Source organism: Streptomyces sp. adm13(2018), assembly GCF_008042145.1.
GTDB lineage: Bacteria > Actinomycetota > Actinomycetes > Streptomycetales > Streptomycetaceae > Streptomyces.
Genome location: NZ_RDBH01000141.1, coordinates 81,369 through 101,966, shown reverse-complemented (window position 1 = coordinate 101,966; position 20,598 = coordinate 81,369). Strand labels below are relative to the sequence as shown.

Here is a 20,598-nt window from a genome sequence, read left to right as displayed (position 1 = left end):
GGCTCAGACGCCGATCAGGTCCTTCTCGCCGGCCTCGGCTCCGGCCGCGGCCTCCTCCGCCTTGCGGCGGGCCTCCTGCCGCCGCGAGGGCGCGAACAGCACGGCCGCCGCGCCGAGGGCGACGGCCCCGGCGCCGACCCAGAGCGCGGGCTCCAGTCCGTCGACGAAGCTCTGGCCGGACTCGTAGCCGCCCTGGGCGGCGAAGATCGAGGCCATCACCGCGACGCCGAGCGCGCCGCCGACCTCGCGCAGCGCGTTGTTGGCGCCGGAGGCGATGCCCTGTTCGGAGGGCCGGACGCTGGACATCACGAGGTTGGCCGCGGGGGCGAAGTACAGCGCCATGCCGATGCCGCTGACGACGAGGGCGGGGAGCTGGGCGGCGTACGAGACGTCGGGGGCCAGGACGAGGGCGAACCAGCCCAGGCCGATCGCCTGGAGGGCGAGACCGGCGGCGACGACGGGACGGCCGCCGATCCGGTCGGACAGGGCGCCGGCGAGCGGCGCGACGATCATCGGCATGCCGGTCCAGGGGAGCATCCGCAGCCCGGCCTCGGTGGGCGAGTAGCCGAGGACGCCCTGCATGAACTGGCTGAGCAGGAAGATCGAGCCGAACATGCCGAGGAACATCAGCAGGCTGGCCGCGTTGATGCCGGCGAAGGCGCGGTTGCGGAAGAGCCGCATGGGCAGCATCGGCGCCCTGGCGCGGATGCCGTGGTGGACGAACCCGCCGAGGAGACCGGCTCCGGCGATCAGTCCGGTGAGGACGGTCGGGGAGGTCCAGCCGTCGATGGGGCCGCGGATGAGCGCGTACACGATGCCGAACAGGCCGCCGCTGGCGAGGAGCGTGCCGATGATGTCGAGGCGGGCGCCGGTGCCGTGCGACTCGGCCAGGCGCAGCCGGGCGAGCGGCAGCAGGGCGAGGCCGAGCGGAACGTTCAGCCAGAAGATCCACTGCCAGGAGAGGTGTTCGGTGAGGACGCCGCCGATGAGGGGTCCGGAGGCGACCGCGAGCCCCTGGACGGCTCCCCAGATACCGAAGGCCGCGCCGCGCCGGGCGGCCGGGACGGCGGCGGTGAGCAGGGTGAGCGTGAGCGGCATCATGATCGCGGCGCCGACGCCCTGGGCGGCGCGGGCGGCGATCAGCGCGTCGATGCCGGGGGCGAGGGCGGCCGCGGCGGAGGCGGCGGTGAAGACGGTGAGTCCGACGAGGAAGAGCCGACGGCGGCCGAAGCGGTCGCCGAGGGCGGCGCCGAACATGAGCAGGACGGCGAAGGTGAGGGTGTAGGCGCTCACCGTCCATTCGAGGTCGTGCAGTGCTCCGCCGAGGTCCTCGCGGATCGAGGGGAGGGCGGTGGTGACGACGAGGTTGTCGAGGGCCGCCATGAAGCCGGCGGCGCTGGTGATGACGAGGGCCCAGGCGGCGGAACCGCGGCGGGCTGCTGGCTGGTGCATGTCGGCCTCTCGGATCTCGGGTTAGTTATCACTGACTAACTTTCATGCCCACGACGAAGCGGGGGCGGACCCGCGGTACGGCGCGACGCGGGCGGCGGCGCTACTCCTCGGAACCGCCGGAGCGGTGGATGGCGGGGAAGAACCCGTCCCAGACGCGGTGCTCGGACGGAAAGCCCATGGCGACGAGGGTGTTGATGAGCATCCCGTACGCCAGGAAGGTCGTGGTCTCCTCGACGTCCGCGCCGAGCGCGAGGTGGACGGTCTCCCAGAGAGTCGTCCAGCCGGCCCGGACGGCCTCGCCGAACTCGTGGTCGCCGGCCGCCTCGGCGGCGGCGACGGTCACGTACACCTGCATCTGCATGAGGAGCCGGTCGGGGTCCTCGGCGATGATCCGGGTGTACGCGGTGGCCATGGCGTGCAGGGCCTCCTCGCCGGCCAGCCCTTCCGAGGCCTCCTCGAAGACCCGGACGGTGTCGCTGATGCAGCGCTCGGAGGCGGCCAGGAAGATGGCCTTCTTGCCGGGGAAGAGCCGGAAGAGATACGGCTGCGAGACGCCGACGCGCTGGGCGATCGCCTCGGTGGACGTGCCGTAGTACCCGCCGCGGCTGAACTCGCTCATCGCCGCGCGGATGACGCTCTCCCGCCGCTCTTCCGCACTCATCCTGACCATGAGGCAAAGTTAGTACGCAATCACTAACTCCGCAAGGGCAAGAGCGGGCGGCCGCTCTCCGCGACCGCCCGCCCCGTGCACAGGGTGTGGCTACGCGAGCCGGACCACGGCCCGCGACATGCCCAGGACCTTCTGCCCGGCGCTCATCGCCGTGAGGTCGACCCGGACCGTCCGGTCGTCCAGCTTGGCGGCGACCTTGGCGCTGACCTCGACCAGCGCGCCGGTCCCGTCGTTCGGGACGACGACCGGCTTGGTGAAGCGGACGCCGTACTCGACGACGGCGGCCGGGTCGCCCGCCCAGTCGGTGACGACGCGGATCGCCTCGGCCATGGTGAACATGCCGTGGGCGATGACGTCGGGGAGGCCGACCTCCACCGCGAACTTCTCGTTCCAGTGGATGGGGTTGAAGTCCCCGGAGGCGCCGGCGTACCGGACGAGGGTGGCGCGGGTCACCGGGAAGGACTGCGCGGGCAGCTCGGTGCCGACCTCGACCTCGTCGTAGGCGATCTTCGCGGTCATGGTCAGGCCCCCTCGGGTGCGCGGGAGACGAGCTTCGTCCAGGCGGTCACGACGTGCTCACCGGAGGCGTCGTGGACCTCACCGCGGATGTCCAGGATGTCGTTGCCGGCGAGGGACTTGATCGCCTCGATGGTGGAGGTGACCGAGAGCCGGTCACCGGCCCGCACGGGCCGGCTGTAGGCGAACTTCTGGTCGCCGTGGACGACCCGGCTGTAGTCGAGACCCAGCTGGGGGTCCTCGATGACAGCGCCGGCCGCCTTGAACGTGATGGCGAACACGAAGGTCGGCGGAGCGATCACCTCGGGGTGCCCGAGCTCCTTGGCCGCTCCCTGGTCGACGTAGGCCGGATTCGCGTCACCGATCGCCTCGGCGAACTCGCGGATCTTCTCGCGGCCGACCTCGTAGGCCGGGGTGGGCGGATAGGTCCGGCCCACGAAGGACTGGTCGAGCGCCATGGACTCGAAACCTCCTGGATCTGTTGCCGCTGGATCTGTTGTGCCGACAAACGACACGAGGCCGCCCCCGAGTGGGGACGGCCTCGTGTGCGAGCCTGATTAGCGCGTCTCGCGGTGTGCAGTGTGCGAGTTGCAGCGGGGGCAGTGCTTCTTCATCTCAAGACGGTCCGGGTTGTTACGCCGGTTCTTCTTGGTGATGTAGTTCCGCTCCTTGCACTCCACGCAGGCCAGCGTGATCTTCGGGCGGACGTCGGTGGCAGCCACGTGAGTGCTCCTTGGACGGATGGGACGGATGAACGCATAAAAGAGTAGCCGATCGAAGGACCGACCCCGCAATCGGCTACCGTGTGTAGCGGTGACCGGACTTGAACCGGTGACACAGCGATTATGAGCCGCTTGCTCTACCGACTGAGCTACACCGCTTTGATGATCGGGTCCCCGTCCGAAGACGGGTTCCTTCTCACCAGAGCCCCAATACGGAATCGAACCGTAGACCTTCTCCTTACCATGGAGACGCTCTACCGACTGAGCTATTGGGGCGAGCGAGGAAGACATTACACGGTCTCCGGCCCATCACCCAAATCCGTTTCGCGGGGCCCCCGCGACCGCCCTCACCAGGGGTCCCGTACGCCACTCGTGCCCTCATCGGTACGACTATTGCGCTCCTCCCCGAAGCGCGCTCCGAGCGCCCCTAGGCTCTCCACCACGCTTCGTGATCTTGATCTTGAGGAGCCTTGAGGAGCCCCGATGTCAGCCGACAGCAAGCAGCCCCAGCCGCCCGAGGACGGGGCCGCCGCCACCGCCGACTCGACCTCGCTCCTGCTCTCCCACGCACGGCTCGCCGACGGGCGGAACGTCGACGTACGGCTGGTCGGCGGCCGGATCGAGGCGGTCGGCACGGCCGGCAGCCTCACCGCCACGGGCGCGCGCGTCGACCTCACCGGCTACCTGCTGCTGCCCGCCGCCGCCGAACCCCACGCCCACGCCGACACCGCCCTCTCCGCGGACTCCCCCGGCCCCGTCTCGTACGCCCCCGAGCACGTCCAGCGCCGGGCCGCCGAGGCCGCGCTGCTCCAGCTCGGCCACGGCGCGACCGCGCAGCGCGCGCACGTGCGGATCGGCGACGTCCACGGACTCGGCCCGCTCGAAGCCGTCCTCCAGGCCCGGCGCTCGCTGCGCGGCCTCGTCGACCTCACCGCGGTCGCGATGCCGAGGCTGCTCACCGGGGCCGCGGGCGCGGACGGGCTCGCGATGCTGCGGGACGCGGTGAAGATGGGGGCCGGGGTGGTGGGCGGCTGCCCGGACCTCGACCCGGACCCGGCGGGGTACGTCGAGGCGGTCCTGGAGGTCGCGGCCGAGCACGGCGTCCCCGTCGACCTGCACACCGACGGCGACGACCCGGCCCGGCTCGCGCGGCTCGCGGCGATGGCCGGCGGACTGCGCCCCGGCGTGACGATCGGCCCCTGCGCGGGCCTCGGCCGGCTCCCCGCCGACGCGGCCCGGCGCGCGGCCGACGGACTCGCGGCGGCCGGCGTGACCGTGGTCTGCCTGCCCCAGGGCGGCTGCGCCGGCACCGGGCTGCGCGGCACGGCACCGGTCCGGCTCCTGCGGGCGGCCGGGGTGCGGGTCGCGGCGGGCAGCGGGGCGATGCGGGACGTGGCCAACCCGGTGGGCCGCGGCGACCCGCTGGAGGCCGCGTACCTCCTCGCCTCGCTCGGCGGCCTGCCGGCCGAGGAGGCCTACGCCGCGGTCGCCGCGGAGGCGCGGGCCGCCACGGGCCTGCCGGAGGTGCGCGTCGAGGCCGGCTTCCCCGCGGAGCTGCTCGCGGTGCGCGGCGAGCGTCTGTCGGGCGTGCTGTCCCTCGCGTACAGCCGCATCGTGGTGCACCGGGGGCGGGTGGTGGCCCGGACGAGCGCGGTACGCGAGTACTGCGACTCGGCGGCGGCGCTGGACCTGCCCCGCCAGGCGCGCCCGGAACGACCGCCCGAGCCGGGAAGCCCTCCGGCCGGTCCCGTCGTACGGTCGTGAGTATGCGCATCGTCATCGCTGGAGGACACGGACAGATCGCCCTGCGCCTGGAGAGGCTGCTCTCGGCGGGCGGACACGAGGTCGCGGGGATCATCCGCAGACCGGAACAGGCCGGGGACCTGCGGGACGCGGGGGCCGAACCGGTCGTCCTGGACCTGGAGTCGGCCTCGGTGGAGATGGTCGCCGCCGTGCTCCAGGGCGCCGACGCGGCCGTCTTCGCGGCGGGCGCGGGCCCGGGCAGCGGCGTGGACCGCAAGGACTCGGTGGACCGCGCGGCGGCGGTCCTGTTCGCCGACGCGGCGGAACGCGCGGGCGTACGCCGGTACATCGTCGTCTCGTCCATGGGCGCCGACGCCGCGCACCCGGGCGACGAGATCTTCGACGCCTACCTGCGCGCGAAGGGTGCGGCGGACGACGCGGTCCGCTCCCGCACGGCCCTGGACTGGACGATCCTGCGCCCCGGCTCCCTGACGGACGACGCGGGCACGGGCCTGGTCCGCATGGAGGCCCGCACGGGCCGCGGCCCGGTCCCCCGCGACGACGTGGCGGCGACCCTCGCCGAACTCCTGGACACCCCGGCGACCGCCGGCCTGACCCTGGAACTGATCACCGGCTCGACCCCGGTCTCGGTCGCGACAAAGGCAGTGGCCGGAAACTGACCACCGACCCCCACCCCACAAACGAAGGAAGGTCCCCGGTGCAAGCACCGGGGACCTTCCGTTTCGCGTGGCGACGCCAGGATTCGAACCTGGGTAGGCTAAGCCGACGGATTTACAGTCCGCTCCCATTGGCCACTCGGGCACATCGCCATGAGATCGCTACCGTGGAGCCGCTTTTCTGCGGTGTTCCGTGGCAACGACGTAAACGATACCTGATCCCCGGGGGTGGTTCGCCACCGGATTGATCAGCGGTTCGGGCCGCGGCTCACCCCCTAGGCTTTGCGCTGTACCCCAAGCATCCGAGCAAGGAGCCACGAGTCATGGCCGACTCCAGTTTCGACATCGTCTCCAAGGTCGAGCGGCAGGAGGTCGACAACGCCCTCAACCAGGCCGTGAAGGAGATCTCCCAGCGCTACGACTTCAAGGGAACCAACGCCTCGATCTCGTGGTCGGGCGAGAAGATCCTCATGCAGGCGAACGGTGAGGAGCGCGTCATGGCGATCCTCGACATCTTCCAGACCAAGCTGATCAAGCGGGGCATCTCGCTGAAGTCGCTGGACGTCGAGGGCGAGCCGCAGCTGTCCGGCAAGGAGTACAAGCTCTTCGCGTCGGTCACCGAGGGCATCTCCCAGGAGAACGCCAAGAAGGTCGCGAAGGCCATCCGCGACGAGGGCCCCAAGGGCGTCAAGGCCCAGGTCCAGGGCGACGAGCTGCGGGTCAGCTCGAAGAGCCGGGACGACCTGCAGGCCGTGCAGGCGCTGCTCAAGGGCAAGGACTTCGACTTCGCGATCCAGTTCGTGAACTACCGCTGACCATCGGCCGGGCGGGCGGCGGGCGGAAGGGTCGTGTCCGAATACCGCCAGCCCGGGGGTCGGTGGGCCCCGCACACTGGTCTGTGGAAGACCCGGTGCGGGGAGAGGAACCAGCCATGACCGTGTACGCGTACGTCGACGGCCCCCTGGGCGAGATGCTGCTGGTCGGGCGGCTCGCCGAAGGGGGGCGTGCCGTGCTGCGCTCGCTGTCCCTGCCGGGGCAGAAGGGTGCCGTGGCGGTCGAGGACGGCTGGTCCCTCGCGCCCGAGGTCTTCGCCGAGGCGGCCGGGCAGCTCGACGCGTACTTCGCCGGCCGGCGCGACCGGTTCGACCTGGCGCTCGACGGTGAGGCCGGGACCGCGTTCCAGCGGCGCGTCTGGCGGGCCCTGGAGGAGATCCCGTACGGCACGACCGTCTCCTACGGGGAGATCGCCCGCCAGGTCGGCTCGCCCGGCGCCGGGGTCCGGGCCGTCGGGACCGCCATCGGCCGCAACCCGCTGCTCGTCGTGCGGCCCTGCCACCGGGTCATCGGCGCCGACGGCAGTCTGCGCGGGTACGCGGCGGGCATCGACCGCAAGGAGCGGCTGCTCGGCCTGGAGGGGGCCCCGGTGTGACCGAGGGGCTCTTCCCCCGCGACCGGGCCACGATCGCGCCGGGCGCGGTGCACGTGCCCGCGTGGCTCCCGCCCGCCCGTCAGCGGGCGCTGGTGGAGGCCTGCCGGGAGTGGGGGCGCGGGCCGGTTCCGTACCGGCAGACCGTGCTGCCCGGCGGCGGCGTCATGTCGGTGCGGTCGCTGTGCCTGGGCCGGCAGTGGGTGCCGTACCGCTACCTCGACTCCGTCGCGGTGGCGCTGCCCCGGTGGCTCGTGGACCTCGGCCGGGAGGCGGTCGCCGAGGCCTACGGCGACGACGGCGGGTTCACTCCCGACACCGCCCTCGTGAACTTCTACGCGCCGGAGGCGCGGATGGGCATGCACCAGGACCGCGAGGAGCGTTCGGGTGCGCCGGTGGTGTCGCTGAGCCTCGGGGACCAGTGCGTCTTCCGGTTCGGGAACGCGGAGGGCCGGGGCCGCCCCTATCAGGACGTCGAGCTCTCCTCCGGCGATCTGTTCGTCTTCGGCGGCCCCTCGCGCTGGGCCCACCACGGCGTCCCGAAAGTCCGTCCGGGCACGGCCGATCCCGCACTCGGGCTGGTGGGACGCCTCAACATCACCCTGCGCGAGACCGGGCTGCCCGGCCTGGACTGAGCGGTACGACACCACACTTCGCGCGTCCGGGGGCGGGCTGCTCCACGCGCTCCCGCGGTACACCTGTGTGCGGTCGCGAACGTCTGGGATCGTTCTGGGGGTGCCTGGCCGGCTGGGCGTTCGTGGTCGGCAGGGCGATTGACGGCCCGCCATGGCGGGCCGTCAGTCGAGGACCAGCCGTACCCCCGCCTTCCGGAGGGCGTCGGTGAGTTCCTCGAAGGTCGCGGGGCGGGGGCCGGCCCACGGCTGGACCCCCAGGCAGGCGCGGGCCACGTCGGCCCGGTGCCAGACGAGCGTCACGTCCGTCCACTCCTGCCCCCACACCAGCCCGCCGGGCGCCCCCGCGCCCGGGTCGCGGCCGGGGCCGTACACGGCCTCCCCCAGCGCGCACAGGAAGGACACCTCGTCGACGACGTCCGTCCCGTCGAGCTCGTACGTGGCTCCCGGCACGAGTTCCGGGGCGGCCCGCGGCCGGCGGGCGGCCTGCCGCAGCCACTCCGCGCGGGCCGTGCCGGAGAACCGCCGCCAGGTGCCGGGCTCGGCGGGTCTGCCGCCGAAGAACAGCTCCCAGACCGCGCGGTTCTGCGGCGGCACGAGCCGGGTGCGGGGGAAGGCCACGGTCAGGTCGACCAGGCCGCGGTGGCGGGCGGAGGCGGCCCAGCCGGTGACGCGGCCCGCCTCCCCGCCGTGGTGCAGATCGCCGAACCGGGCCAGGACCCGGTAGTCGACCGGGCCGAACCCCTCCGTCCCGGCCGCGAGCGCCTCGCGCAGCGCGCCGCGCGGGGCGCAGCCGAGGAAGGTGACGCCGGTGCGGGCGGGGTCCGTGGGCGGCTCGGCCGGGACCCGTATGAGGTTGGCGCAGCGGGCGGGGCTCGGGGCGTGGGCCCGGCGGCGGGGCTCGCCCGTCGTCTCGACGGTCACGGCGTCCCCGCGGGCGCCGACGACGCGGACGCCGTCGAGCCGCCACAGTCCGTCGGGGACCTCCACGTCCAGCGGGCCGAGCGGCGCCGTGCCCTCCACGAGGGCCTCGGTGACGGCGCGGGCCAGCTCGCCGCGCGGTTCGCAGCCGCGGAGCTCGTACCGCACGGGCGGCGCCGGGGCGGGCTCTCCGTAGAGTCCGTCGACGTCCTGGCAGAGGGCGACGGGGTACGCGTCGGAGAGGAGCGCGTAGCGGGGGTTCTGCACGGTCGGGACGTCCCCTCCTGGCGGTCCGCCGCTACCGGTCCGCGAATCCGTAGCCGTAGGGCTGGTCGCTGGGGACGATCTCCTTGCCGAGGGGCAGCAGGGACACCGGGATCAGCTTGAAGTTCGCGATGCCGAGCGGGATGCCGATGATCGTGAGGCAGAGGGCGATGCCGGTGGTGATGTGGCCGAGGGCGAGCCACCAGCCGGCGAGGATCAGCCACAGGACGTTGCCCACGCAGGAGGGCGCGCCCGCGTCGCGGCGGTCGACGACGGTGTGGCCGAAGGGCCACAGCGCGTACACCCCGATGCGGAACGCGGCGAGTCCGAAGGGGATGCCGATGATGGTGATGCAGAGCAGGACGCCCGCCAGCATGTAGCCGAGGAACATCCAGAATCCGCAGAGCACCAGCCAGATGATGTTGAGGATTGTCTTCACGGGCGTCGTCCTGCCATCTGTTCGAGCCGGGCGATGCGCTCGGCCATCGGCGGGTGGGTGGAGAACATCTTGGACAGGCCCTGTCCGGGCCCGAACGGGTTGGCGATCATCATGTGGCTGGCGGTCTCGATCCGCGGCTCGGCGGGCAGCGGCAGCTGCTTGGTGCCCGCGTCCAGCTTCCGCAGGGCGGCGGCCAGGGCGAGCGGGTCGCCGGTGAGCTGGGCTCCGGAGGCGTCGGCCTCGTACTCGCGGGAGCGGGAGATCGCCAGCTGGATGACGGAGGCGGCGATCGGGCCCAGGATCATGACGAGGAGCATCCCGAGCAGCCCGGGGCGGTCGTCGTCGCTGGACCGGCCGACCGGGATCAGCCAGGCGAAGTTGACCAGGAACATGATCACGGAGGCGAGTGCCCCGGCGACCGAGGAGATGAGGATGTCCCGGTTGTAGACGTGGCTCAGCTCGTGGCCGATGACGCCGCGCAGCTCGCGCTCGTCGAGGATCGCGAGGATGCCCTCGGTGCAGCAGACCGCCGCGTTCCTCGGGTTGCGTCCGGTCGCGAAGGCGTTCGGCGCCTGGGTCGGCGAGATGTAGAGCCGGGGCATGGGCTGGCGCGCCTGGGTGGAGAGCTCTCGCACCATCCGGTACAGGGCGGGGGCCTCGAACTCGCTGACCGGCCGGGCGCGCATGGCCCGCAGCGCCAGCTTGTCGCTGTTCCAGTACGCGTACGCGTTGGTACCGAGCGCGACCAACAGCGCGACGATCAGCCCCGTACGTCCGAAGAAGCTGCCGATGACGATGATGAGGGCGGAGAGCCCTCCGAGAAGTACGGCGGTCTTCAGCCCGTTGTGCCGGCGGTGCACGGTACGCCCTCCAAGTGGTGCGGCAGGGGAACCCTTTGCTTCGTGGTCGTCCACGTGTCCAGTGGACCCTTCCGTACTGGTCAACGCCAGGCGGGAGGTTCCGGTTCCCCCGGCCMSSCCGGSSKGGCCGGGGGCGGGGTGCGGGCCGTACGGGTGATCAGCGGGCGGCGGGGATCTTCTCCTCGTACAGGACGGTGGGCTCGATCTCGCTGGTGCAGTGGGCGCAGCGGGAGGCGATGGCCGGGATCTCGGTGTAGCAGCGCGGGCAGTCGCGCTTCTCGGCCTTCGGGTCGGCGGCCTTCTCCCTGGCGAACCTCGCCTGGACCTTCGCGAGCGGGGCGACGATCAGGAAGTAGAGGACGGCGGCCGTGATGAGGAACGCTATGGCGGCGGAGATCGCGAGGCCGTACGGGAAGACGGTCCGGCCGACGTGGAACTGGGCTTCGTTGAAGTTGCCGACGGTGCCGGTCGCGAGGCCGATCAGGGGCGTGATGAAGGCCTTGCTGAAGCCCGTGACGACGGCCGTGAACGCGGTGCCGACGGCCAGGCCGATGGCCATCGTGATGACGTTCCCGCGAAGTATGAAGTCCTTGAATCCGTTCAGCACGGTGGTGCTCGCTCCCTGCTTTCGGTGGGGGTCAGAACAGGCTGTTCGCCGCGAAGCGGAGCGCGATCTGCGGGTAGCCCGACAGGACGACTGCGACGGCGGCGGTCAGCGCGATCGCCAGGGTGATCGGCGCGGGGACCGTGTGGGGGACGGCCCCGCCCTCGGGCGCGGCGGCCGGTCCGCCGTCCGGCGTGCCCTGTGCGCCCGCCGGCGGCCTGAACAGCAGGGCCGTCCAGCGCAGGTAGTAGTACAGCCCGACGGCGACGTTGACGCCCATGACCACGGCCAGCCAGCCGAGGCCCGCGTCGACGGCCGACGAGAAGACGGTCACCTTGGCGAAGAGGCCGATGATACCCGGGGGCAAACCGGCCAGATTCAGGAGGAAGAAGGCGAGTGCGAGGGCGGCGGCGGGGCTCGCCGCGTACAGCCCTCGGTAGTCCGCGAGCCGGTTCTCGGGGTGCCTGCGGGCGACGAGCGCGACGACGGCGAACGCGCCGAGGTTCACGACGGCGTACATCAGGGCGTACGCGACGGTGGCGCCGATCTGGTCGTCGCTGGAGTACGCGGCGGCCGCGATCGGTACGAGCAGGTAGCCGGCCTGGGCGACGGAGGACCAGGCGAGCAGCCGGACGGCGCTCCACGCGCGCGTGGACAGCTGCCGGAGGGCGGCGACGTTCCCGGCGGTCATGGTGAGCGCGGCGAGGACGGCGAGCGCGGGGCCCCACACGTCGGCGTACGAGGGGAAGGCGACGACCGTCACGAGGATGAGCCCGGTGAAGCCGACGGCCTTGCCGACGACCGACAGGTAGGCGGCGACGGGCAGCGGGGCGCCGGCGTAGGTGTCGGGGACCCAGAAGTGGAAGGGGACGGCGGCCGTCTTGAAGGCGAAGCCGACGAGGGTGAGGGCCACGCCCGCCTCGGCGAGCGTCTGGAGCCGGCCGGGGACGTCGTCCAGGCGTTGGGCGATCTCCGTGAGGTGGAGGGTGCCGGTGGCCGCGTACACGAAGCTGACGCCGAGCAGGGTGACGGCGGTCGCGGTCACGGAGGACAGGAAGAACTTGAGCGCCGCCTCGCCGGACATGCGGTCGCCGCGCTTGAGGCCGACGAGCGCGAAGGCGGGCAGCGAGGCCACCTCCAGGGCGACGACGAGGGTCGCGAGGTCCCGGGAGGCGGGCAGCAGGGCGGCGCCGGCGGCCGAGGAGAGCAGCAGGAACCAGTACTCGCCGGCCGGGAGCCTGTCGCGGGTCTCGGTGAGGGAGAGCAGGGCCGTGAGGAGCGCGCCGCCGAGGACGAGCAGCTGGATGACGAGGGTGAAGTGGTCGGCCGTGTAGCTGCAGGCGGCGACCCGGGTGTCCGCGGTGAGACAGAAGGTGGAGCGGTCGCCGGCCCGCAGCGGGACGAGGAGGGCGAGGGCGGCGGTGAGCCCGGCGATCGCGGTCCAGCCGAGGAGCCGCTTGCGCTCCTCGGGGACGAACAGGTCGGCGACGAGGACGACGAGCGCGACCAGGGCCGTGAGGGTGGGGGGCGCGATCGTGAGCCAGTCGACGGACTGGACGAGGGAGTCTCCGGCGAGCGCCGTCACTGGGGTCATCGGGTGCCTCCGGCGAGGAGCTGCTGGACGGCCGGGTCGGTGAGGCCGAGGAGGATCGCGGGCCAGAGCCCGGCGAGGACGGTGAGGGCGACGAGCGGGGTCCAGGCGGCGAACTCGTACCCCTGGACGTCGGCGAGGGGGGTCTCGCCGACGGGGCGGGGGCCGCCCATGCAGACGCGGCGGACCACGAGGAGGAGGTACGCGGCGGTGAGGAGGGTGCCGAAGGCGCCGATCGCCATGAAGGTGAGGAAGGCGGGGCGGCTGAGGCCCTCGGCGGGCTCGAAGGCGCCGAACAGGGCCAGCATCTCGCCCCAGAAGCCGGCCAGGCCGGGCAGTCCGAGGGAGGCGACGGCCGCGAAGGCGAGGAGGGCGCCGAGGCGGGGGGCGCGGCCGTAGAGGGCCGCGCCGGTGGCTCCGGCGAGGGTGTCGAGGTCGGCGGTGCCGTACCGGTCCTTGACCGCACCGACGAGGAAGAAGAGGAGGCCGGTGACGAGGCCGTGGGCGACGTTGGCGAAGAGGGCGCCGTTGACCCCGGTGGGGGTCATGGTGGCGATGCCGAGGAGCACGAAGCCCATGTGGCCGACGGAGGAGTACGCGATGAGGCGCTTGAGGTCGCCCTTGTTGCCGGGGCGCGCGAGGGCGAGGCAGGCGAGCGATCCGTAGATGATCCCGGCGACGGCGAGGGCCGCGAGGTAGGGGGCGAAGATCCGCATGCCGTCGGGGGCGACCGGCAGCAGGATGCGGACGAAGCCGTACGTGCCCATCTTGAGGAGGACGCCGGCGAGGAGGACGGAGCCGGCCGTCGGGGCGGCGGTGTGGGCGTCCGGGAGCCAGCTGTGGAGCGGCCACATGGGGGTCTTGACCGCGAGTCCGAGACCGATCGCCAGGACGGCGATGACCTGCACGGACGTGGTCAGTCCCCGGCCGTTGTCAGAGGCGAGTGCCACCATGTCGAAGGTGCCGGCCTTCACTCCGATGAGGAGCAGGCCGAGCAGCATGACGACGGAGCCGAGCAGCGTGTAGAGGATGAACTTCCAGGCGGCGGCCTGCCTGCCCCCGCCGCCCCAGCGGGCGATGAGGAAGTACATCGGGATGAGGACCATCTCGAAGGCCAGGAAGAACAGGACGAGGTCGAGGACGGCGAAGGTGGCGAGGGTGCCGGACTCCAGGACGAGGAGGAGCGCGACGAAGCCCTTGGGGGAGGGGCCCGCGGGCATCTTGAAGTAGCTGTACAGCGCGCAGAGGAAGCTCAGGAGCGCGGTCAGGACCAGGAGGGGGAGCGAGATGCCGTCGACACCGAGGTGGATCCGCACGTCGAGCGCTCTGATCCAGCTGATGTCCGTCGTGGCCTGCATCCTGGACGGCCGGTCGTGGTCGAAGCCGAGGGTGAGGACGATCGCGGCCAGCAGGATCACGGCGGTGACGGTGACGCCGTGGCGGAGCACGGCCTGGTCGGGCGACTTCCCCTTCAGTCCCGGCGGGGCGGGCAGGAGGGCGGCGACCGCGCCGAGGAGCGGCCCGGCGACGATCAACGCCAGAAGGAACTGCATCACGGATTCGCTGATATCGATCACGGCTCACGCTCCGGCGGCGTTGGCGAGGGCGACGGCGACGATCGCCAGGACGACGGAGCCGGCGAGCAGGGCGCTGAGGTAGCTCTGCACGTTGCCGGTCTGGGCGCGGCGGACGAGCCAGCCGAGCCCCTTGGCGGAGGTGCCCGCGGCGCGGACGTAGGTGTCGACGACCTCGCGGTCCAGGAAGCGGACCAGGGAGGCGGCGGCGAGGACGGGGCGGACGAACGCCGTCCGGTATACGGCGTCCAGGTGGAAGCCGTCGGCGGCGGGGCCGTGCAGCGGGCCGAGGAGGGCGCGGCCGGGGTCGGCCGGGTCCTCGGCGGGCTGCGGCAGGGTCAGCGCCTCCGCCTCGACGAGTCCGGCGTCGGCGTCCGGGTGGGCCACGTGCGGGGCGGGTGCCTGGGCGGCGGCCGCCGGGGTCCGCGCGGCGAGGGTGCGCCAGACCGCGTACGTGACGGCGGCGCCGGCGACGGCGAGGCCGGTGCCCAGGACCGCCGTGGTGAGGGTCGGGGTGAGGGCGTTCCCGTCGAACCAGTCGTCGAGGTACGTGACGGTCAGACCGAAGCCCAGGGAGGGGATCGCGAGCACCCACAGGACGGTCGTCATGGCGAGCGGCTGCCGCCCGTGGTTCGGGGCCTCGGCGCCCCGGCCGCGGAAGGTCCGCAGCCAGAGACGGAGTGCGTACGCGGAGGTGAGGAGGGCGGTCAGCAGGCCGGCGACGAGGACGGTCCAGCCGGCTCCGGCGGGGGCGACCGTGCGGTCCCCGAGCGCGGTGTGCTCGGCGGCCACCAGGACGGCCTCCTTGGAGAAGAAGCCGGCGAAGGGCGGGATCGCGGCGAGCGCGAGCAGGGCGACCGTCATCGTCCAGTACGCGTCGGGGACGCGCTTCGCGAGGCCGCTCATGCGGGACATGGCGGTCAGCGAGTTCGTGCCGGCGGCGTGGATGACGGTGCCGGCGGCGAGGAAGAGCAGGGCCTTGAACGCGGCGTGCGAGAGGAGGTGGAAGACGGCGGCCCCGCGGTCCCCGACGGCCAGGGCGCCGGCCATGTAGCCGAGCTGGCCGATCGTCGAGTAGGCGAGCACCCGCTTGATGTCGTCCTGGGCGAGCGCGGCGAGCGCCGAGCCGACCATGGTGATCGCGGCCATCACGGCGAGCACGGTCATCGCGGCGGCGGACTCGGCGAAGACGGGCAGCAGCCGGGCGGTGAAGTAGATGCCGGCGGCGACCATCGTCGCCGCGTGGATGAGCGCGGAGACGGGGGTGGGGCCGGCCATGGCGTCGGGGAGCCAGGTGTGCAGCGGGAACTGGGCCGACTTGCCGGCCACCCCGGCGAGCAGCAGCAGCGCGATCAGGGTGGGGTGGTCGAGGCCGCCGCTCGCGACGGCGCCGAGGACGCCCGTGATCCGGAAGGTGCCGGCGTCCGCGGCGAGCGCGAACAGGCCGATGAGGAAGGGGACGTCACCGAGCTTGGTGACGAGGAAGGCCTTGAGGGAGGCGGCCCGCGCCTCGGGGGTCTCCCAGTAGTGGCCGACGAGGAAGTACGAGCAGATGCCCATGATCTCCCAGCCGACCAGGAGCACCATCAGGTCGCCCGAGTAGACGACGAGGAGCATCGCGGAGGTGAAGAGGGAGACGAGCGCGGCGTACGAGGGGTAGCGCAGGTCCTCGCGGAGGTAGCCGGTCGAGTAGACCTGCACGCAGGTGGCGACGACGCCGACGAGGACGGCGACGAGCGCGGCGAAGCCGTCGATGTACAGGGCCAGGTCGATGGGGACCGAGCCGGTGGGGGTGAGCTGGGTGGCGGCGTCGATCGCCTTCCCGCCGCCCTGCCGGACGGCGACGGCGACGGCCAGCGCGGCGGCCGCGAGCACGGGCAGTACGGCCAGCGGGCGTACGAAGCCGGGGGCGGTGCGGCCGAGCAGGAGTCCGGCGACGGCGCCGAGGAAGGGGAGGAGAGGGACGAGGACGGCGAGGGTCGTGGTGGTCACGCGGTGGCCTCGGCCTTCTCGCCGGGGGGCGTGTCGTCGGTGGGCGCGCCGTCGGCGGGCATGTCGTCGGTGGGGTCGTCGTCTTCGGACGCGGTGTGCCAGGGCTGCGGCGGTTCGGCGGTGTCGCGGAGCCGGTCGATGTCCGCGGTGCCCCTGTTGCGGTGGACCATCAGGACGATCGCGAGGCCGATGCCGATCTCGGCGGCGGCGACGGCGATGGTGAAGAGGGTGAGGGCCTGGCCGGCGTGGAGGGTGTCGCGGAGCCAGACGTCGAAGGCGACCAGGTTGAGGTTGACGGCGTTGAGCATCAGCTCGACGGACATCAGGACCAGGATCGCGTTGCGGCGGGCGAGGACGCCGTACACGCCGACGGCGAAGAGGAGGGCGGCGAGGACCGCCGGGTAGGCGAGGTGCATCAGCGGTCCTCCTCCTTGTTCTTGCGGCGGGAGAGCACGATGGCGCCCACCAGGGCGGCCAGGAGGAGGACGGACAGCGCCTCGAAGGGCAGCACCCAGTGCCGGAAGAGGATCTGGCCGGACACCTCGGTGGACCCCTGGACGGCTCCGTCGAGGTCGATCCAGGTCGTGCGGAACGCGTCGACGACCACCCAGACGAGGGCGGCCGCGGCGGCGAGCGCGACGGCCGCGGCGACCGGCTTGTTGCGCGAGTCGGCGTCCGGGGAGTGGCCGATGGGGGCCTTGGTGAGCATGAGCCCGAAGAGAAGGAGGACGACGACGGAACCGACGTAGATCAGGACCTGGACCCAGGCGATGAACTCGGCCGTCAGGAGCAGGTACTCGACGGCGAGGCCGCCGAGTGCCACGACCAGCCAGAGCGCGGCGTGGACGAGCTGACGGGTGGTGACGGTCACCAGGGCGGCGCCCAGGGTGACGAGGCCGACGAGGACGAAGGCGATCTCGACGCCGGTGGGCGAGAGGAAGCCGTGCGTCTGCTGGTGGAGCGTCACCTGGTCGGCGGCCTGCTGGACGGCTTGGTGGGTGGCCTGCTGGAGGGCCTGGTGGGCGGCGGCGAGGATCACGGCTGCTGCTCCTCCGCCCGGGCCTGGGCCGCGGCGGCCGCGGTCTTCTCCGCGGCCTTGCGGGCGGCCGCGATCTCCTTCGGCTCCTCCGCGTTCGGGTCGAGGGCGGGCGGTTCGGGCACCGTCCACATCCACTCGCGGAGTTTGTCGCGCTCGTGGGTCAGCTCGTGGATGTCGGTCTCCGCGTACTCGAACTCGGGCGACCAGAACAGCGCGTCGAACGGGCACACCTCGATGCAGATACCGCAGTACATGCAGAGGGAGAAGTCGATGGCGAAGCGGTCGAGGACGTTGCGGCTGCGCTCACGGCCGCCGGGGGCGGCCGCCGGCACCGTCTCCTTGTGGGAGTCGATGTAGATGCACCAGTCGGGGCACTCGCGGGCGCACAGCATGCAGACCGTGCAGTTCTCCTCGAACAGCCCGATGACCCCGCGGGTGCGGGGCGGCAGCTCGGGCTGGACGTCCGGGTACTGCGCGGTCACGGTCTTCCGCGTCATCGTGCGGAGCGTGACCGCGAGGCCCTTGGCGAGGCCGGAGCCGGGAAACGAGCGGGACATTACTGGATCGCCACCTTCACGATGCCGGTGAGCGCGATCTGCGCGAGCGCGAGCGGGACGAGGGTCGTCCAGGCGAGCTTCTGGAGCTGGTCCTCCCGCAGGCGCGGGTAGCTGACCCGCAGCCAGATCACGACGAACGCGAGGACGGCGGTCTTGAGCAGGGTCCACACCCAGCCGAGCCCGTCCCCGCCGAAGGGGCCGTGCCAGCCGCCGAGGAACAGGACGGTGGTGAGGCCGCACAGGACGACGATGCCGGCGTACTCGGCCAGCAGGAACAGCGCGAAGCGGAGCCCGGTGTACTCGGTGTACGCGCCGAAGATGATCTCCGAGTCGGCGACGGGCATGTCGAACGGGGGCCGCTGGAGTTCCGCGAGGCCCGCCACGAAGAACACGAGCGCGCCGACGATCTGCCAGGGCACCCACCACCACGCGAAGGCGTCGAGGATCCCGGGCAGCGAGACGGTCCCGGCGGCCATCGCGACGGAGGCGGCGGCGAGCAGCATGGGGAGTTCGTACGCGAGGAGCTGGGCGGCGGTACGGAGGCCGCCGAGCAGCGAGAACTTGTTCGCGGACGCCCAGCCGGCCATCAGGCTGCCGAGGACACCGACGCCCATCACGGCCAGCACGAAGAAGATGCCGGCGTCGACGACCTGCCCGACCGCGCCCTCGCCCGGACCGATGGGGATCGCGACGAGGACCAGGAGGTACGGGAGCAGGGCGACGGCCGGCGCGAGCTGGAAGACCCGCCGGTCGGCGTCCCTGGGGACGACGTCCTCCTTCTGCGCGAACTTCACCCCGTCGGCGACGAGCTGCGCCCAGCCGTGGAAACCGCCGGCGTACATGGGGCCGAGGCGGCCCTGCATGTGGGCCATGACCTTGTGCTCGGTCTGGCCGACGACGAGGGGCAGGACGAGGAACACGGCGAAGACGACGAGCAGCCGGAGGGCGACGTCGAGTACGTCGTTCACGCGGGATCGCCTGTGTCTGGCGTGGCCGCGGGGGTCGGCTCGGGCGGCGGGGCCTCCGTCGTCGTGCGGGTTCGGCGGGCCGGGCGGTCGCCTGCCGCCGCTCGGGCGGGGCGCGCCGGAGCCGGCGGGAGCTGGCCCTTCAGGGGGCCCCACTCGTTGGGGTCCGGAACGCCCGGGGGAAGCATCTGGCGGCGCTTGGGCCCGCCGTCGTGCGACTCGCCCGGCTCCTTCGCGCCCGGCCACGCCTTCGCGACCCGGGCCGCGAGGACGAAGTCCTTGCGCAGCGGGTGGCCCTCGAAGTTCTCCGGGAGCAGCAGCGGCACCAGGTGCGGGTGGCCCGTGAAGTCCACGCCGAACATCTCGTGGGTCTCGCGCTCGTGCCAGCCCGCGCCCGCGTACACACCGATCGCGGTGGGCAGGACGGGGGCGGAGTGCGGGACCGTCGTGCGGAGCAGGAGGCGGCGCGGGCGCCCCTCCCCCACCGCGGCCACGTGCGCGCAGACCCGGAAGCCCGTGCCCGGCTCGTCGACCGCGCTCAGCCAGTCGAAGTAGGTGCACCCGAGCACGTCCCGGGCGGTTTCGAGCGCCGTGGTCCAGGACGCCGGCGGCACGTCGACGGTCAGCAGGTCGTACGCCTGCTCCGCCGTCGCCTCCTCGCCGAAGACCTCCGTCACGGCGCCGGGGAGGGAGTCGTAGGCCGTCATTCCCCGGCTCCCGGGCGCTCCGCCAGCGGGCTCGTCAGCTGCGCGACCGTCGCGCCGCCGGTGGCCGCGTACCGCTCGGCGAGGCTCTCCCGTGCGATCTTCTCCTGGAGTTTGAGGATGCCCTGGAGCAGCGCCTCGGGGCGCGGCGGGCAGCCCGGCACGTACACGTCGACGGGGATGATCTGGTCGACGCCCTTGGTGACCGAGTAGGAGTCCCAGTAGGGGCCGCCGCAGTTGGAGCAGGCGCCGAAGGAGATGACGTACTTCGGCTCGGGCATCTGCTCGTACAGCCGCTTCACCGCCGGGGCCATCTTGTCCGTCACCGTGCCCGAGACGATCATGAGGTCGGCTTGGCGGGGGCCGGGCGCGAAGGGGATCACGCCGAGCCGGATGAAGTCGTGCCGGGCCATCGACGCGGCGATGAACTCGATCGCGCAGCACGCGAGCCCGAAGTTGAAGACCCACAGGCTGTAGCGGCGGCCCCAGTTCAGGACCACCTTCATCGGCTCGGGGGCGAGGCGGGCGAGCGGCCCCAGCTTCGGAGCGGGCACGGGTGTGGGCAGGGGTGTTACGTCCATGCCAGGACGCCCTTCTTGTACGCGTAGAGCAGGCCCACGGCCAGGAAGCCGAGGAAGACGAACATCTCGACCAGGGTCGTGGCGCCGTAGCCGGGCGCGGCGAAGACCGTCGCCCAGGGGAAGAGGAAGATCGAGTCGACGGCGAAGATGACGTAGAGGAAGGCGTACACGTAGTAGCGGACCTGGGTGTGCGCCCAGCCCTCCCCCACGGGGTCGACACCGCACTCGTAGGTGAGGAGTTTCTCGGGCGTCGGCACGACTGGCCTCAGCAGTCGGCCCGCGCCGAACGCCACGGCGACGAAGAGCACGCCGACGACGGCGAGGATGCCGACGACGGAGTACGTCTCGAAGTAGTCCGCCGCGCCCGTCCCGCCGGCCGCGACAACGGTCGGTTCCCGCACGTCCGTCCGCCCCTCGGTCTCGGTGTCTCATGAGTCACTTCTGTACGGACGCGAGTCTAGGCCCTGCTAAAGAGACCGTAAGCGTCGCGTGAGCACCGTCCTCGCCGGGCCCCCCGCCCGTTCCTCGCGCGGTCCTCGCCCCCGAGCCGATGAAGGTGGTCCTGAACTGGGGCCGCCGCTACAGCCTGTGGGTCTTCAACTTCGGGCTCGCGTGCTGCGCGATCGAGTTCATCGCCGCGTCGATGGCCCGGCACGACTTCATCCGGCT

Annotated in this window: 24 protein-coding genes, 3 tRNA genes and 1 pseudogene; 6 read left to right on the top strand and 22 right to left on the bottom strand. The window is 72.4% G+C overall.

From position 1 onward, the window contains the following. Positions 1-3: 3 nt before the first annotated feature. From EAO70_RS28410 to EAO70_RS28380, 7 genes are all read right to left on the bottom strand, one after another. Positions 4-1,452 carry an MFS transporter gene (locus tag EAO70_RS28410; protein ID WP_148005748.1) on the bottom strand — a complete coding sequence of 483 codons (1,449 nt, stop codon included), beginning with the start codon at positions 1,450-1,452 and terminating at the stop codon, positions 4-6. Positions 1,453-1,552: 100 nt separating this feature from the next. Beyond that, positions 1,553-2,122, bottom strand: coding sequence for a TetR/AcrR family transcriptional regulator (locus EAO70_RS28405; protein ID WP_187284082.1), 570 nt, complete (start codon positions 2,120-2,122; stop codon positions 1,553-1,555). 90 nt (positions 2,123-2,212) lie between these two features. Then, on the bottom strand, positions 2,213-2,641 hold the full coding sequence (locus tag EAO70_RS28400; RefSeq protein WP_148005747.1) for a MaoC family dehydratase: 429 nt from the start codon (positions 2,639-2,641) through the stop codon (positions 2,213-2,215). Positions 2,642-2,643: 2 nt separating this feature from the next. Further along, positions 2,644-3,096 (bottom strand): MaoC family dehydratase N-terminal domain-containing protein, encoded by a 453-nt coding sequence (locus EAO70_RS28395; protein WP_148005746.1) that lies wholly within the window; start codon positions 3,094-3,096, stop codon positions 2,644-2,646. A gap of 99 nt (positions 3,097-3,195) precedes the next feature. Further along, a complete protein-coding gene (gene rpmG / locus EAO70_RS28390; RefSeq protein ID WP_003956487.1) occupies positions 3,196-3,360 on the bottom strand; it encodes a 50S ribosomal protein L33 in 165 nt (54 codons plus the stop codon). A gap of 86 nt (positions 3,361-3,446) precedes the next feature. Further along, positions 3,447-3,519, bottom strand: a tRNA-Met gene (locus tag EAO70_RS28385). A 44-nt stretch (positions 3,520-3,563) separates the two neighbouring features. Further along, positions 3,564-3,636: transfer RNA gene (locus tag EAO70_RS28380), tRNA-Thr, on the bottom strand. A 207-nt stretch (positions 3,637-3,843) separates the two neighbouring features. Here EAO70_RS28380 and EAO70_RS28375 point away from each other — a divergent pair. Together EAO70_RS28375 and EAO70_RS28370 are read left to right on the top strand one after the other, a co-directional pair. Continuing rightward, the gene (locus tag EAO70_RS28375) at positions 3,844-5,124 is read left to right on the top strand and encodes an amidohydrolase family protein (RefSeq protein WP_148005744.1); all 1,281 of its coding nucleotides are present in this window, start codon (positions 3,844-3,846) and stop codon (positions 5,122-5,124) included. Between the two features lie 2 nt (positions 5,125-5,126). Further along, positions 5,127-5,783, top strand: a complete 657-nt coding sequence (locus tag EAO70_RS28370) for an SDR family oxidoreductase (protein ID WP_148005743.1) — start codon at positions 5,127-5,129, stop codon at positions 5,781-5,783. Positions 5,784-5,851: 68 nt separating this feature from the next. Here EAO70_RS28370 and EAO70_RS28365 read toward each other — a convergent pair. After that, a tRNA-Tyr gene (locus EAO70_RS28365) sits at positions 5,852-5,933 on the bottom strand. Positions 5,934-6,103: 170 nt separating this feature from the next. On the opposite strand from EAO70_RS28365, the gene EAO70_RS28360 reads away from it, so the two are divergent. The 3 genes from EAO70_RS28360 (at position 6,104) to EAO70_RS28350 (ending at position 7,841) form a co-directional block, all read left to right on the top strand. Continuing rightward, on the top strand, positions 6,104-6,595 hold the full coding sequence (locus tag EAO70_RS28360) for a YajQ family cyclic di-GMP-binding protein (RefSeq protein ID WP_015035522.1): 492 nt from the start codon (positions 6,104-6,106) through the stop codon (positions 6,593-6,595). Positions 6,596-6,711: 116 nt separating this feature from the next. Continuing rightward, complete coding sequence (locus tag EAO70_RS28355; protein ID WP_148005742.1) at positions 6,712-7,209, top strand: methylated-DNA--[protein]-cysteine S-methyltransferase; 498 nt, start codon at positions 6,712-6,714, stop codon at positions 7,207-7,209. Next, positions 7,206-7,841: an alpha-ketoglutarate-dependent dioxygenase AlkB family protein gene (locus EAO70_RS28350; protein WP_148005741.1), complete on the top strand. Its 636-nt coding sequence runs from the start codon at positions 7,206-7,208 to the stop codon at positions 7,839-7,841. The genes EAO70_RS28355 and EAO70_RS28350 overlap by 4 nt, the downstream gene beginning before the upstream one ends. Positions 7,842-8,003: 162 nt before the next feature. Here the strand turns inward: EAO70_RS28350 and EAO70_RS28345 are convergent, their stop codons facing one another. The 14 genes from EAO70_RS28345 to EAO70_RS28280 form a co-directional block, all read right to left on the bottom strand. Continuing rightward, entirely contained in the window at positions 8,004-9,026 is a 1,023-nt protein-coding gene (locus EAO70_RS28345) for a hypothetical protein (RefSeq protein ID WP_148005740.1), read from the bottom strand. A gap of 31 nt (positions 9,027-9,057) precedes the next feature. Continuing rightward, positions 9,058-9,462, bottom strand: coding sequence for a YccF domain-containing protein (locus tag EAO70_RS28340; protein ID WP_148005739.1), 405 nt, complete (start codon positions 9,460-9,462; stop codon positions 9,058-9,060). Next, positions 9,459-10,322 (bottom strand): zinc metalloprotease HtpX, encoded by an 864-nt coding sequence (htpX, locus tag EAO70_RS28335; RefSeq protein WP_148005738.1) that lies wholly within the window; start codon positions 10,320-10,322, stop codon positions 9,459-9,461. Before htpX ends, EAO70_RS28340 begins: the two co-directional genes overlap by 4 nt. Positions 10,323-10,479: 157 nt before the next feature. Next, positions 10,480-10,929: an MscL family protein gene (locus EAO70_RS28330; protein ID WP_148005737.1), complete on the bottom strand. Its 450-nt coding sequence runs from the start codon at positions 10,927-10,929 to the stop codon at positions 10,480-10,482. Between the two features lie 31 nt (positions 10,930-10,960). Next, positions 10,961-12,520, bottom strand: coding sequence for an NADH-quinone oxidoreductase subunit N (locus tag EAO70_RS28325; protein ID WP_148005736.1), 1,560 nt, complete (start codon positions 12,518-12,520; stop codon positions 10,961-10,963). After that, positions 12,517-14,070 (bottom strand): NuoM family protein, encoded by a 1,554-nt coding sequence (locus tag EAO70_RS28320; protein ID WP_148006558.1) that lies wholly within the window; start codon positions 14,068-14,070, stop codon positions 12,517-12,519. The genes EAO70_RS28325 and EAO70_RS28320 overlap by 4 nt, the downstream gene beginning before the upstream one ends. A 27-nt stretch (positions 14,071-14,097) precedes the next feature. After that, the gene (locus tag EAO70_RS28315; RefSeq protein WP_148005735.1) at positions 14,098-16,083 is read right to left on the bottom strand and encodes an NADH-quinone oxidoreductase subunit L; all 1,986 of its coding nucleotides are present in this window, start codon (positions 16,081-16,083) and stop codon (positions 14,098-14,100) included. Beyond that, positions 16,080-16,499 carry an NADH-quinone oxidoreductase subunit NuoK gene (gene nuoK, locus EAO70_RS28310; RefSeq protein WP_148005734.1) on the bottom strand — a complete coding sequence of 140 codons (420 nt, stop codon included), beginning with the start codon at positions 16,497-16,499 and terminating at the stop codon, positions 16,080-16,082. Before nuoK ends, EAO70_RS28315 begins: the two co-directional genes overlap by 4 nt. Beyond that, the gene (locus EAO70_RS28305; protein ID WP_148006557.1) at positions 16,499-17,050 is read right to left on the bottom strand and encodes an NADH-quinone oxidoreductase subunit J; all 552 of its coding nucleotides are present in this window, start codon (positions 17,048-17,050) and stop codon (positions 16,499-16,501) included. Before EAO70_RS28305 ends, nuoK begins: the two co-directional genes overlap by 1 nt. Positions 17,051-17,118: 68 nt before the next feature. Continuing rightward, positions 17,119-17,679: a NuoI/complex I 23 kDa subunit family protein gene (locus EAO70_RS28300; RefSeq protein WP_148005733.1), complete on the bottom strand. Its 561-nt coding sequence runs from the start codon at positions 17,677-17,679 to the stop codon at positions 17,119-17,121. Further along, positions 17,679-18,647, bottom strand: a complete 969-nt coding sequence (locus EAO70_RS28295; protein ID WP_148005732.1) for a complex I subunit 1/NuoH family protein — start codon at positions 18,645-18,647, stop codon at positions 17,679-17,681. The genes EAO70_RS28300 and EAO70_RS28295 overlap by 1 nt, the downstream gene beginning before the upstream one ends. Beyond that, the gene (locus tag EAO70_RS28290; protein ID WP_410091464.1) at positions 18,644-19,351 is read right to left on the bottom strand and encodes an NADH-quinone oxidoreductase subunit C; all 708 of its coding nucleotides are present in this window, start codon (positions 19,349-19,351) and stop codon (positions 18,644-18,646) included. The genes EAO70_RS28295 and EAO70_RS28290 overlap by 4 nt, the downstream gene beginning before the upstream one ends. Further along, on the bottom strand, positions 19,348-19,929 hold the full coding sequence (locus tag EAO70_RS28285; RefSeq protein ID WP_148005731.1) for an NADH-quinone oxidoreductase subunit B: 582 nt from the start codon (positions 19,927-19,929) through the stop codon (positions 19,348-19,350). The genes EAO70_RS28290 and EAO70_RS28285 overlap by 4 nt, the downstream gene beginning before the upstream one ends. Then, the gene (locus EAO70_RS28280) at positions 19,920-20,330 is read right to left on the bottom strand and encodes an NADH-quinone oxidoreductase subunit A (RefSeq protein ID WP_148005730.1); all 411 of its coding nucleotides are present in this window, start codon (positions 20,328-20,330) and stop codon (positions 19,920-19,922) included. The genes EAO70_RS28285 and EAO70_RS28280 overlap by 10 nt, the downstream gene beginning before the upstream one ends. 95 nt (positions 20,331-20,425) lie before the next feature. On the opposite strand from EAO70_RS28280, the pseudogene EAO70_RS40485 reads away from it, so the two are divergent. Further along, positions 20,426-20,598, top strand: a pseudogene (locus EAO70_RS40485) (NADH-quinone oxidoreductase subunit B); the annotation flags it as partial.

Bases quoted from the DNA above. Each gene is read 5' to 3' on its own strand.
- EAO70_RS28410 (WP_148005748.1), bottom strand. From the start codon at position 1,452: ATGCACCAGCCAGCAGCCCGCCGCGGTTCCGCCGCCTGGGCCCTCGTC.
- EAO70_RS28405 (WP_187284082.1), bottom strand. From the start codon at position 2,122: ATGGTCAGGATGAGTGCGGAAGAGCGGCGGGAGAGCGTCATCCGCGCG.
- EAO70_RS28400 (WP_148005747.1), bottom strand. From the start codon at position 2,641: ATGACCGCGAAGATCGCCTACGACGAGGTCGAGGTCGGCACCGAGCTG.
- EAO70_RS28395 (WP_148005746.1), bottom strand. From the start codon at position 3,096: ATGGCGCTCGACCAGTCCTTCGTGGGCCGGACCTATCCGCCCACCCCG.
- EAO70_RS28375 (WP_148005744.1), top strand. From the start codon at position 3,844: ATGTCAGCCGACAGCAAGCAGCCCCAGCCGCCCGAGGACGGGGCCGCC.
- EAO70_RS28370 (WP_148005743.1), top strand. From the start codon at position 5,127: ATGCGCATCGTCATCGCTGGAGGACACGGACAGATCGCCCTGCGCCTG.
- EAO70_RS28360 (WP_015035522.1), top strand. From the start codon at position 6,104: ATGGCCGACTCCAGTTTCGACATCGTCTCCAAGGTCGAGCGGCAGGAG.
- EAO70_RS28355 (WP_148005742.1), top strand. From the start codon at position 6,712: ATGACCGTGTACGCGTACGTCGACGGCCCCCTGGGCGAGATGCTGCTG.
- EAO70_RS28325 (WP_148005736.1), bottom strand. From the start codon at position 12,520: ATGACCCCAGTGACGGCGCTCGCCGGAGACTCCCTCGTCCAGTCCGTC.
- EAO70_RS28320 (WP_148006558.1), bottom strand. From the start codon at position 14,070: ATGCAGTTCCTTCTGGCGTTGATCGTCGCCGGGCCGCTCCTCGGCGCG.
- nuoK (WP_148005734.1), bottom strand. From the start codon at position 16,499: ATGCACCTCGCCTACCCGGCGGTCCTCGCCGCCCTCCTCTTCGCCGTC.
- EAO70_RS28300 (WP_148005733.1), bottom strand. From the start codon at position 17,679: ATGTCCCGCTCGTTTCCCGGCTCCGGCCTCGCCAAGGGCCTCGCGGTC.
- EAO70_RS28290 (WP_410091464.1), bottom strand. From the start codon at position 19,351: ATGACGGCCTACGACTCCCTCCCCGGCGCCGTGACGGAGGTCTTCGGC.
- EAO70_RS28285 (WP_148005731.1), bottom strand. From the start codon at position 19,929: ATGGACGTAACACCCCTGCCCACACCCGTGCCCGCTCCGAAGCTGGGG.